Raw genomic sequence first — 11462 nt, 5'->3', positions numbered from 1 at the left:
CCGGCGGCGCAATGCCGGCCACCCGGGAAAGGCGCGCGACAGTCGCGCCCCCGAACCCAAACCTGGAGACATCGATGAGCCGTCCGCAATCCCCGCCCGCCGTTCGGCCGCAGCCGCGGCCCGGCCGCGCCGCCTTCGCGGCGTTCGTCGGCACCACGATCGAGTGGTACGACTTCTACATCTACGGCACGGCCGCGGCGCTCGTGTTCGGCAAGGTGTTCTTTTCGAGCACGATGGACCCCGGCGTCGCGACGCTCCTCGCGTTCGTCACGTTCTGGGCCGGCTTCGCCGCGCGGCCGCTCGGCGGGATCGTGTTCGGGCATCTCGGCGATCGCGTCGGCCGCAAGACCGCGCTCGTGATCACGCTGGTGATGATGGGCCTCGCGACGACCGGCATCGGCCTGCTGCCCGGCTATGCGCAGGTCGGCGTATGGGCACCGGCCGGCCTCGTCGTGCTGCGCGTGCTGCAGGGCATCGCGGTCGGCGGCGAGTGGGGCGGCGCGGTGCTGATCGCGAGCGAGAACGCGCCGAAGCACCGCAGCATCCTGTACGCGGCGTTCGCGCAGCAGGGCTCGCCCACCGGCAACCTGCTCGCGACGGCCGCGTTCTTCGCGCTGAGCGCGCTGCCGACGCCGTCCTTCCTGATGTGGGGCTGGCGCATTCCGTTCCTGCTGTCGGCGGTGCTCGTGATCATCGGCATGGTGATCCGGCTGAAGCTCGAGGAATCGGCCGACATGCAGCGCGTGCTCGCGCGCAAGCGCACGGTGAAGCTGCCGCTGCGCGACGTCGTGCGCGATCACTGGGTGGTCGTGCTGCTCGCGGCCGGCACGCTGCCGGTGATCAACGTCACGTATTTCCGCAGCACGTTCGCGCTGTCGTGGGCGACCAAGGAACTCGGCTACGCGCAGGGCACGTTCCTCGGCATCCTGTCGATCTCGCTCGTCGTGCAGTTCCTGATGCAGCCGGTCGGCGCGTGGTTCGTGTCGAAGATCGACATGCGTCGTGCGATGTGCTGGATCCTGATTCCGGAAATCGTGCTGATGCCCGTGATGTTCCATGCGCTCGCGACGCGCTCGTACTGGGTGGCGGTCGCGGGCATGTGCATCTCGACGATTCCGTCCGCGATGTTCTACGGCGCGGTCGGCGGCGTGCTCGCGCGCATATTTCCGGCGAACATCCGCTACACGGGCCTGTCGCTCGCGTATCAACTGAGCGCGCTCGTCGTCGGCGGCGGCACGCCCGTGCTCGCGCAGGCGATTCTCAACGCGACGGGCAGCATCGTCGGCGTCGCGGTCGCGTCGGGTCTTTACGCGCTCGTGTCGCTCGCCTGCATGCTGGCGCTGCTGAACCGCACCGGGTATCGCGCCGACGAGCTGTCGACCGCCGAGCGCAGCGATGCGGCCGAATGGGGTACCGAAGGCGGAAGCGCCGAAAGCGCGAGCGGCGGGCCGCAGCAGCCGGGAGATGGCGGCGCGCTGAAACCGGCCGGTTGAGTCGCGTCGATCGCGTAACCCCAAAAGGAAAACGGCACCGTGCGATACACGGTGCCGTCTTTTTTTCGGATCAGGCGGCCGGCAGGCTGCCGATTCCGCGTGTCACGCCGTCAGCCTTCCGTCGGCGGCACGTAGCCGGACGCCTGGTCCGCGCCGTCGCCGAAGAAGTACTTCTCGGTCTGCTTCATCAGGTACTGGCGTGCCCGCGGGTCGGCCATGTTCAGGCGGTTTTCGTTGATCAGCATCGTCTGCTGCTTGAGCCAGCCCTGCCAGGCTTCCTTCGAGACGCTTTCATAGATGCGCTTGCCGAGTTCGCCCGGCAGCGGCGGGAAATCGAGACCTTCGGCTTCCTTGCCGAGCTTCGCGCATTGAATCATACGGGCCATCGTGTACTTCTCCTGTAATCGGACTGGGGGAGGGCGGGCGTCTTGCGCCGCTCAGAGCTGTTTCATCAGCACGAGCGACTTGCGCTGCCAGTTATAGAGTTTGCGGCGGTCTTCCGGCAGGTCGTCGACGCTGACCTTGACGAAGCCGCGCTTGAGAAACCAGTGCTCGGTGCGCGTCGTGAGCACGAAGATGTGCGTGAGGCCGCGCGCGCGTGCGCGCTGCTCGATGCGCTTGAGCAGGCGTTCGCCGTCGCCCGAGCCCTGCGCTTCCGGCGCGACCGTCAGGCACGCCATCTCGCCGATCTTCTCCTGCTGATACGGATACAGCGCCGCGCAGCCGAACAGCACGCCATCGTGCTCGATCACCGAGAAGTGGTCGATGTCGCGTTCGATCTGGTGGCGGCCGCGCCGCACCAGCGTGCCGTCCGTCTCGAGCGGCTCGATCAGCGACAGGATGCCGCCGACGTCGTCCGGCGTCGCTTCGCGCAGGCTTTCGAGGTTCTCGTACGAGATCATCGTGCCGACGCCGTCGTGCAGGAACAGTTCGAGCAGCATGCTGCCGTCGAGCGATTGCGGAATCAGGTGCGCACGCGTCACGCCGCCGCGGCACGCGCGGATCGAGTGCTTCAGGAAGAACGCGTCGTCGCCCTGGATGTTGCCGGAGTCGAGCAGCTCGGCCGCCGCGTCGAGCGACATTTCGCGGATCAGCCCGCCTTCGTCGTCGACGATGCCGGGGCCGTCGGTCAGGAACACGATCTTGTCGGCGCGCAGCGCGATCGCGGCGGCCGACGCGACGTCTTCCATCGACAGGTTGAACGCCTCGCCGGTCGGCGAGAAACCAAGCGGCGACAGCAGCACGAGCTTGCGGCTCGCGAGCGAATGGCGGATCGATTCGGCGTCGATCTTGCGCACGATGCCCGTATGCGCGAAATCGACCCCGTCGAGAATCCCCACCGGCCGCGCGGTCACGAAGTTGCCCGACACGACGCTGATGTGCGCGTGTGCCATCGGCGAGTTCGGCAGACCCTGGCTGATCGCGGCCTCGATGTCGAGACGCACTTCGCCGGCCGCTTCCTTCGCGGATTCGAGCGCGCGCGCATCGGTGATGCGCAGGCCGTGCGAAAACTCGGATTCGACACCGTGCAGGCTCAACTGCTCCTCGACCTGCGGGCGCGAGCCGTGCACGAGCACGATCTGGATGCCCATCGCCTGCAGCAGCGCGATGTCGGACACGAGCGCGTTCAGCAGCCCCTGCTGCACCACCTCGCCGCCGAACCCCACGACGAACGTGCTGTTGCGGAACTTGTGGATATAGGGCGCGACGGAGCGCATCCAGTCGACGAACTGCGCGTGGCTGGCGGCCGAATCGTCGGCGGCCGGCGGCGTCGCGGCGCCGGTCTGGGCGGGAGGGAGGTCGGTTTGGGAATTCATGGGCGGGATTATAATGCGCCCCCATGTCGAATGTACCTAAAAGTCCCGCGCCGACGCGGGCCAAAGCGCCGTCGGCCCGGCACCCGGATGGTGCGGCCGATGCGCGCGAGCAGCAGGGCCGGCCGCCGCGCCAGCAGCAGGAAAAGCAGGCGGGCCAACCGTCGCGCGGGCCGCGCGGCGACGAACGCCGCGGCGATGCGCGCCAGCCGGCCGCGGCGGCGGATGCGCCCCGCGCAGCGGATGCTCGCTCCCCGCGCCGCGAGCGTCCGCCGCGCGCCGCCGTCGCGCCCAATCCCGTCCCGCCGATCACCTACCCCGAAAGCCTGCCCGTGTCGGGCAAGCGCGACGAAATCGCACGCGCGATCGCCGGTCATCAGGTCGTCATCGTCTGCGGCGAAACGGGCTCGGGCAAGACCACGCAGTTGCCGAAGATCTGTCTCGATCTCGGCCGCGGCCTCGGCGCCGGCGGCACGGGCCTGATCGGCCATACGCAGCCGCGCCGGCTCGCCGCGTCGTCGACCGGCCGCCGGATCGCCGAGGAACTCGGCACGCCGTTCGGCGAGGTGGTCGGCTACAAGGTGCGCTTTACCGACAACCTCGCGCCGGGCGCATCCGTGAAGCTGATGACGGACGGCATCCTGCTCGCGGAGACGCAGACCGACCCGCTGCTGAAGGCGTACGACACGCTGATCATCGACGAGGCGCACGAGCGCAGCCTGAACATCGACTTCCTGCTCGGCTACCTGAAGGAAATCCTGCCGAGGCGGCCGGACCTGAAGCTGATCGTCACGTCCGCGACGATCGACGCCGATCGCTTCGCGCGCCATTTCGGCACCGACGAGCGCCCGGCGCCCGTGATCGAGGTGAGCGGGCGGCTGTATCCGGTCGAGATGCGCTACCGCCCGGTGGCCGAGGATCGCCCGGCCGTGAAGCATGCCGAAGGCACGGCCGGCCGCGACCGCGTGAAGACCGCGCGCGAGGCCGAGCGCGACCTGATGGACGCGATCGTCGACGCGGTCGACGAGTTGTGTCGCGAAGGCCCAGGCGACGTGCTGGTGTTCCTGCCCGGCGAGCGCGAGATCCGCGAGGCGGCCGAGGCGCTGCGCAAGCACCATCCGCCGCACACCGAGATCCTGCCGCTGTTCGCGCGGCTCTCGGCGGCCGACCAGGACAAGGTGTTCAAGGCGTCGAACGCGCGCCGCATCGTGCTCGCGACCAACGTCGCCGAAACGTCGCTGACGGTGCCGGGCATCCGCTACGTCGTCGACACCGGTCTTGCACGTGTAAAGCGCTATTCGTACCGGAACAAGGTCGAGCAGCTGCAGGTCGAGTCGATCTCGCAGGCCGCCGCGAACCAGCGCGCGGGCCGCTGCGGCCGCGTGGCCGACGGCGTCTGCATCCGCTTGTACGAGGAAAGCGACTACCAGGCGCGTGCGCGCTTCACCGATCCGGAAATCCTGCGCTCGTCGCTCGCGTCGGTGATCCTGCGGATGAAATCGCTGCACCTGACGGCGATCGAATCGTTCCCGTTTCTCGAGCCGCCGCCCGGCCGCGCGATCGCGGACGGCTACCAGTTGCTCAACGAGCTCGGCGCGGTCGACGACGACAACGCGCTGACGCCGCTCGGCCGCGAACTCGCGCGGCTGCCGCTCGACCCGCGCGTCGGCCGGATGATTCTCGCCGCGCGCGACCAGCAATCGCTGCGCGAGGTGCTGATCATCGCGAGCGCGCTGTCCGTGCAGGATCCGCGCGATCGGCCGATCGAAGCGCAGGAGCAGGCGGACCAGGCGCACCGCCGGTTTGCCGACGAGCGTTCCGAATTCCTGCAGTGGCTGAAGATCTGGGCGTGGTTCGAAGAGGCCGTCGCGCACAAGAAGTCGAACCGCCAACTGGTCGACGCGTGCCGGCAGAACTTCCTGTCGCACCTGCGGCTGCGCGAGTGGCGCGACGTCCATTCGCAGTTGCTGACCGTCGTGCGCGAGCACGGCTGGCGGCTCAACGAAGTCGAGGCGACCTACGAACAGGTTCATCTGGCCCTGTTGACGGGCCTGCTCGGCAACCTCGGCCTGAAGGCCGACGACGATCCGCACTATCTCGGCGCGCGCGGGATCAAGTTCTACCTGTGGCCGGGCTCCGTGCTCGCGAAGAAGGCCGGCCGCTGGGTGATGGCGGCCGAGCTCGTCGAGACGAGCCGGCTGTACGCGCGCTGCCTCGCGAAGATCGAGCCCGAATGGGTCGAGAAGATCGGCGCGCACCTGCTGAAGAAATCGCTGTCGGAGCCGCACTGGGAAAAGCGCCCGGCGCAGGTCAGCGCGTACGAGCGCGCGACGCTGTACGGGCTGCCGATCTACCACCGCCGGCGCGTCGCGTTCGGCAGGCAGGATCCGGCGCGCGCGCGCGAGCTGTTCATCCGCGGCGCGCTGGTCGAAGGCGAGTTCGACACGAAGCTCGCGTTCTTCGCGCACAACCGCAAGCTGCTCGCCGACATCGAGCAGCTCGAGCACAAGTCGCGCCGGCAGGACGTGCTGGTCGACGACGAGCTGATCTACGCGTTCTACGACCAGGCGATCCCGGAAGGGATCCACACGGGCGTCGCGTTCGAGCGCTGGTATCGCGACGAGGTGAAGCAGGGCGGCCAGCCCGAGGACAAGCTGCGGCTGCTGTACCTGTCGCGCGACGACCTGATGCGCCACGAGGCGGCCGGCGTGACGACCGAGCTGTTCCCGAAGCGCGCGACGATGGCCGGCGTCGAGATGGCGCTCACGTACCACTTCGAACCCGGCACGCCGCGCGACGGCGTGACGCTGGCGGTGCCGCTGTATGCGCTGAACCAGGTCGACGCGCGCCGCTGCGAGTGGCTCGTGCCGGGGATGCTGAAGGAAAAGGTGCAGTTGCTGCTGAAGTCGCTGCCGCAGAAGCTGCGCCGGCATTGCGTGCCGCTGCCCGAGTACGCGGCCGGTTTCGTCGAGCGGATGGGCCGCGAGCGCTTCGGCGCGGGCGGGCTCGTCGATGCACTGATCGCCGACGTGCGCGGCGAGACGCAGGTCGCGATGAAGACGGCCGACTTCAAGCTCGAAACGCTGCCCGCGCACCTGTTCATGAACTTCAAGGTGATCGACGAGCACGGCCGTCAGCTCGCGATGGGGCGCAATCTCGCGCAGCTTCGCCAGGAGCTCGGTGCGCAGGCGCAGCAGCAGTTCCAGAAGATCGCCGCGGCGTCGACGATCTCGACCGGCGGCGAGGCCGATGCCGGTCCGGCAGCCGGCCAGACCGCGGCGCCTGCCGCCACGGCCGGTGCCGCTGGCCGCGGCGCGAAGGCCGGCCAGACCGCGGCGCCGCAGACGGCGGCTGCGGCGGAAGCCGGCGCGACGGCGCTGTACGAGAACCTGACGACGTGGAATTTCGGCAAGCTCCCCGAGCTGCTGGAGATCCGCCGGCGCGGCCAGACGCTGTACGGCTACCCGGCGCTCGTCGATCGCGGCACGCATTGCGACGTCGAGGTGTTCGATTCGCCGGAGGAGGCCGCGCGCATCCACCGGGCCGGCTTGCGGCGGCTGTTCGCGCTGCAGCTGAAGGAGCCGATCAAGTTCCTGGAGAAGAACCTGCCGGGCCTGCGCGAGATGGCGATGCAGTACATGTCGCTCGGCACGCAGGACGAGCTGCGCGACCAGCTGATCGACACGGCGCTCGACCGCGCGTGCCTGCAGGATCCGCTGCCCGATGACGACGCGAGCTTCCACGCGCGGCGCGACGAAGGCCGCAGCCGCCTGAACCTGCTCGCGCAGGAAATCGCGCGGCTCGTCGGGCAGATCCTCGCCGAATATGCGGGGCTCGTGAAGAAACTCGCGCAGGCGAAGCCGTTCGCGCAGGCCCACGCGGATCTGCAGCAGCAGCTCGCCGCGCTGGTCGGCAAGCGCTTCGTGATCGACACGCCTTACGTGCAGCTTGCGCACTTCCCGCGCTACCTGAAGGGCATCGCGCTGCGGATCGACAAGCTGAAGGCCGATCCGGCGCGCGACGCGAAGCAGTCAGCCGACCTGCTGCCGCTCGCCCAGCAGTACCAGCGCGCGGTGTCGCAGCGCGGCGGCGTCGCCGATCCACGGCTCGCGGAATTCCGCTGGCTGCTCGAGGAACTGCGAATTTCGCTGTTCGCGCAGGAACTGCGCACGCCGATGCCGGTCTCTGTCAAGCGTCTGCACAAGGTCTGGGAGTCGATGCAGCGCTAGTGCAACATCGGTTTTCCGGGCCCGCACCGGCGGCCGGCCCCGGCCGCCCGTACGGAGCATGCCGCGCCGGCCTGTCTGGCCGCCGCGGCATGCGTCGAAGTGGCGCAACGCCGATTTCCGTCAACCGGCGAGGCCGGTTGAGCGTTTTACAATGACGGTTGTTCCACGACGTGAGTCTTCATGCCCACTTTCCTTTCCCTCGGCCGCACGCTCGCGCTGGCCGCCGCCGTACTGGCGCCCGCCGCACACGCGAATAACGTGATCGTCCTCAATTCGGCCGAAGCGACGCTTTCCCTGATCGATCAGCAGACCCGCGAGGTCGTCGGCACGATGCCGACCGGCAAGGAGCCGCACCACCTGATGGCGGCGCCCGACAATTCGTCGCTGATCGTCGCGAATTCGATCTCGAACAGCCTGATGTTCCTCGATCCGAAGACGGGCAAGCTGCAGCGCACCGTCGAAGGGATCGACGATCCTTACCAGCTCGGCTTCTCGCCCGACCGCAAGTGGTTCGCGGCGGCAGGTCTGCGGCTCGACCGTGTCGACATCTACGGCTACGACGGCCAGAACCTGCACCTCGCGAAGCGCGTGCCGCTCGCGGTGATGCCGAGCCACCTCGCGTTCACGAAGGACAGCAAGACGCTGCTCGTGTCGCTGCAGGTGTCCGGCGAGATCGCGGCGATCGACCTGCCGACCCAGACGGTCAAGTGGAAGATGAAGGTCGGCAACGTGCCGGCCGGCCTGTGGCTCACGCCGGACGACAAATTCCTGCTCGTCGGGATGACCGGTGCGGATTACGTCGCGGTGGTCGACTGGCGCAACCAGAAGGTCGTCAAGCAGATCTACACCGGCAAGGGCGCGCACAACTTCCGCTCGCTCGCCGACGGCACGCACGTCGCGGTGACGAACCGGGTCGCGAACACGATCAGCATCATCGACGAGAACACGCTCACCAACGTCGGCGACATCACCGGCCTGCTGCCGGGCCCCGACGACATGGAGCTGTCCGCTGACAAGAAAACGCTGTGGGTGACGTTCCGCTTCGCGAAGAAGGTCGGGATCATCGACCTGGCGTCGCGCAAGCTGGTGCAGACGATCGCCGTCGGCCGCTCGCCGCACGGCATCTACTTCTACGACCGCGCGCCGTGGAAGGCGGCGAACGGCGCGTAACGGGCGGGGGCGAACGATGCTGCACCTGATCGATGCGTTCGTGTCGGACATCCAGACCTGGCTGTACGTCGACGTCGTGCAGCCGCTCCTCTTCAAGTTCAACCTGATGGACTATGACGAGGACACCTACGACGCGCTGTACTGGGTGATCATCGGCGCGCTGCAGATGGTGCTGATGTTCGCGCTGCTGCGCCCGCTCGAGGCGCTGCTGCCGGTCGAACGCTGGAAGAACCGCCGCGCCGTGCGGGTCGACGTGATCTACACGGCGATCTCGAAGCTCGGCATCTACACGCTGTTCTTCTTCTTCGCGCTGCAGCCGGTATTCGACAGCTTCCAGGCATGGCTGCGCCTGCACGGCGTCGCGAACATCAACCTCGACTATCTGTGGCCGGGCGTGACCTCGCAGCCGATCGTCGCATTCGCGATCTATCTCGTCGTGCTCGACTTCGCCGGCTACTGGTATCACCGCTGGCAGCACAAGTTCGGCATCTGGTGGGAGCTGCACGCCGTGCACCACAGCCAGCGGCAGATGTCGCTGTGGTGCGACGACCGCAACCACCTGCTCGACGACGTGATCCAGTCGTGCTTTTTCGCGGCGATCGCGCTCGTGATCGGCGTGACGCCGTCGCAGTTCGTCGTGCTGACCGCGTTGACGAACTTCATGCAGAGCATCCAGCATACGAATGCGCGGCTGTCGTTCGGCCGGCTCGGCGAGCGCCTGCTCGTGAGCCCGATTTTCCACCGGCGCCACCATGCGGTCGGCTACGGCCACGAAGGCACCAAGTACGGCTGCAACTTCGGCGTGCTGTTCCCGTGGTGGGACATGATGTTCGGCACCGCGTCGTGGAACCGCACGGTCGAACCGACCGGCATTCGCGAACAGGTCGACGGCGTGTCCTACGGCGAAGGCTTCTGGGCGCAGCACGGCCTCGCGTTCGTGCGGATCTTCCGGCGCCTGTTCCCCGCGAAGCGCGGCGCGGCGTCGGCCTGATCCGGCCACACTCCCGTTGAGCGGCTCTCCCACGCGGCCCGCATGCGCTTTGGCGCATGCGGGCCGCGTGGTTTATCCTTTCCCCGTTTTTCTCCGTCGATACAGGCTCGCATGAACGATTTGCTGCGTTCCTTCGTCCGGGCATTGGCGAGCGCATTGCACCCGCGCATGCTCTGGCTCACCCTGATGCCGTTTCTCGTCTCCGCCGTCCTGTGGGGCGTCTTGTTGTGGTTCTCGTGGCAGACGCTGCTGGACCTCGCGCGCGGCGCGCTCGACGGCTTCGTGCTGACGGCCGCGCTGTATCGCGCGTTCGACATGATCGGCATGTCGCAGCTGCATGCGGTCGTCGCGCCGTTCGTGGTCGTATCGCTTGCGATCCCGCTGATCGTGCTGACCGTGCTGCTGCTGATCGCGACGATTTCGATGCCGGTCGTGATCAAGCACCTGTCGAACCGGCAGTTCGCGGCGCTCGAGCCGAAGCGGGGCGGCACCTTCTTCGGCAGCGTGTTCAATTCGCTGTGGGCGGCGCTGGCCGGCGTCGTCGTGCTCGTCGTCACGATCCCGCTGTGGCTGATCCCGCCGTTCTTCGCGCTGCTGCCGCCGGTGATCTGGGGCTGGCTCACGTACCGCGTGATGACCTACGACGCGCTCGCGCTGCACGCGAGCCGCGACGAGCGCCGCGCGCTCGTGCGGCAGCATCGCTGGCCGCTGATCGGCATCGGCGTCGCGACCGGGCTGCTCGGCACCGTGCCGACCTTCGTGTGGGTATCGTCGGTCTGGATGATGGTGCTGTTCCCGTTCGTCGCGGCGGCCATGATCTGGGTTTACGCTTTCATCCTCGTCTTCTCGGCGCTGTGGTTCGGGCACTATTGCCTGCGCGCGCTGGAGGACCTGCGCGCGAGCGCGCGCGCCACCGCAATCGACATGGGGCAGGCATGAGCATCGGCATCATCATCATCGGCGACGAAATCCTTTCGGGCCGACGGCAGGACAAGCATCTGGCGAAGGTCATCGAGCTGCTCGGCTCGCGTGGCCTCGCGCTCGACTGGGCCGAATATGTCGGCGACGATCCGGCGCGGATCACGGCGACGCTCGCACGCGCGATCGCGTCGGGCGACATCGTATTCTCGACGGGCGGCATCGGCGCGACGCCGGACGACCACACGCGCCAGTGCGCGGCCGCCGCGCTCGGCGTGCCGCTCGAACTGCATCCGGAAGCGAAGGTGCTGATCTCGGAGCGGATCCGGGAAACGCATGGCGATCCGGCCAAACCGGTCGACTTCGACTCGCCGGAGAACCAGCACCGCTTCAACATGGGCGTGTTTCCGGTGGGTGCGACGATCATCCCGAACGGCTATAACCGGATTCCCGGCTTCTCGGTCGGCGATCTGCATTTCGTGCCGGGCTTCCCGGTGATGGCCTGGCCGATGATCGAATGGGTGCTCGATACGAAATACGCGCACCTGCATCACGCGACGCCGCACGCGGAGCGCTCGCTGTACGTGTTCGAGCTGCCGGAATCGACGCTCACGCCGCTGATGGAGCGCATCGAGCGCGACTTCCCGGGCGTGCGCGTGTTCAGCCTGCCGAGCGTCGGCGATGCGGAGCGCGGCGGCATCTACGCGCGCCGTCACATCGACCTCGGCGTGAAAGGGGAGCCGGAAGCGGTCGCGGCCGCGTTCGTGAAGCTGCGCGAAGGCGTGCACCTGCTCGGCGGCGACGTCGTCGAGCCCGACGCGTCGCGCGCCTGATCGGGAGCGCGCGT

General features: G+C 68.0%; 8 protein-coding genes. 6 read left to right on the top strand and 2 right to left on the bottom strand.

Features of this window, described 5'->3' with window-relative positions; genetic code table 11:
• Window positions 1-74: 74 nt before the first annotated feature.
• Window positions 75-1493 carry an MFS transporter gene (locus FPJ27_RS30135; RefSeq protein ID WP_204423799.1) on the top strand — a complete coding sequence of 473 codons (1419 nt, stop codon included), beginning with the start codon at window positions 75-77 and terminating at the stop codon, window positions 1491-1493.
• A 110-nt stretch (window positions 1494-1603) separates the two neighbouring features.
• On the opposite strand, the gene FPJ27_RS30130 is transcribed toward FPJ27_RS30135, so the two are convergent.
• Window positions 1604-1879 carry an oxidative damage protection protein gene (locus FPJ27_RS30130; RefSeq protein WP_006478357.1) on the bottom strand — a complete coding sequence of 92 codons (276 nt, stop codon included), beginning with the start codon at window positions 1877-1879 and terminating at the stop codon, window positions 1604-1606.
• Window positions 1880-1930: 51 nt separating this feature from the next.
• Complete coding sequence (gene argA / locus FPJ27_RS30125) at window positions 1931-3310, bottom strand: amino-acid N-acetyltransferase (RefSeq protein ID WP_072436978.1); 1380 nt, start codon at window positions 3308-3310, stop codon at window positions 1931-1933.
• A gap of 23 nt (window positions 3311-3333) precedes the next feature.
• On the opposite strand from argA, the gene hrpA reads away from it, so the two are divergent.
• The 5 genes from hrpA (at window position 3334) to FPJ27_RS30100 (ending at window position 11448) form a co-directional block, all read left to right on the top strand.
• Window positions 3334-7536 carry an ATP-dependent RNA helicase HrpA gene (gene hrpA / locus FPJ27_RS30120; protein ID WP_204423797.1) on the top strand — a complete coding sequence of 1401 codons (4203 nt, stop codon included), beginning with the start codon at window positions 3334-3336 and terminating at the stop codon, window positions 7534-7536.
• A gap of 180 nt (window positions 7537-7716) precedes the next feature.
• Window positions 7717-8706 carry a beta-propeller fold lactonase family protein gene (locus tag FPJ27_RS30115; RefSeq protein ID WP_072436980.1) on the top strand — a complete coding sequence of 330 codons (990 nt, stop codon included), beginning with the start codon at window positions 7717-7719 and terminating at the stop codon, window positions 8704-8706.
• A 16-nt stretch (window positions 8707-8722) separates the two neighbouring features.
• The gene (locus FPJ27_RS30110; protein ID WP_204423795.1) at window positions 8723-9697 is read left to right on the top strand and encodes a sterol desaturase family protein; all 975 of its coding nucleotides are present in this window, start codon (window positions 8723-8725) and stop codon (window positions 9695-9697) included.
• Window positions 9698-9808: 111 nt separating this feature from the next.
• Window positions 9809-10636, top strand: coding sequence for an EI24 domain-containing protein (locus tag FPJ27_RS30105; RefSeq protein WP_072436982.1), 828 nt, complete (start codon window positions 9809-9811; stop codon window positions 10634-10636).
• Window positions 10633-11448 carry a molybdopterin-binding protein gene (locus tag FPJ27_RS30100; RefSeq protein WP_204423793.1) on the top strand — a complete coding sequence of 272 codons (816 nt, stop codon included), beginning with the start codon at window positions 10633-10635 and terminating at the stop codon, window positions 11446-11448. The genes FPJ27_RS30105 and FPJ27_RS30100 overlap by 4 nt, the downstream gene beginning before the upstream one ends.
• Window positions 11449-11462: the final 14 nt, after the last annotated feature.

The sequence above is a fragment of the Burkholderia sp. MS455 genome, from assembly GCF_016899445.1.
Classification (GTDB): Bacteria; Pseudomonadota; Gammaproteobacteria; order Burkholderiales; family Burkholderiaceae; genus Burkholderia; species Burkholderia pyrrocinia_C.
This window is presented reverse-complemented; position numbering and strand designations above follow the sequence as displayed.

Bases quoted from the DNA above. Each gene is read 5' to 3' on its own strand.
- FPJ27_RS30135 (WP_204423799.1), top strand. From the start codon at position 75: ATGAGCCGTCCGCAATCCCCGCCCGCCGTTCGGCCGCAGCCGCGGCCC.
- FPJ27_RS30130 (WP_006478357.1), bottom strand. From the start codon at position 1,879: ATGGCCCGTATGATTCAATGCGCGAAGCTCGGCAAGGAAGCCGAAGGT.
- argA (WP_072436978.1), bottom strand. From the start codon at position 3,310: ATGAATTCCCAAACCGACCTCCCTCCCGCCCAGACCGGCGCCGCGACG.
- hrpA (WP_204423797.1), top strand. From the start codon at position 3,334: ATGTCGAATGTACCTAAAAGTCCCGCGCCGACGCGGGCCAAAGCGCCG.
- FPJ27_RS30115 (WP_072436980.1), top strand. From the start codon at position 7,717: ATGCCCACTTTCCTTTCCCTCGGCCGCACGCTCGCGCTGGCCGCCGCC.
- FPJ27_RS30110 (WP_204423795.1), top strand. From the start codon at position 8,723: ATGCTGCACCTGATCGATGCGTTCGTGTCGGACATCCAGACCTGGCTG.
- FPJ27_RS30105 (WP_072436982.1), top strand. From the start codon at position 9,809: ATGAACGATTTGCTGCGTTCCTTCGTCCGGGCATTGGCGAGCGCATTG.
- FPJ27_RS30100 (WP_204423793.1), top strand. From the start codon at position 10,633: ATGAGCATCGGCATCATCATCATCGGCGACGAAATCCTTTCGGGCCGA.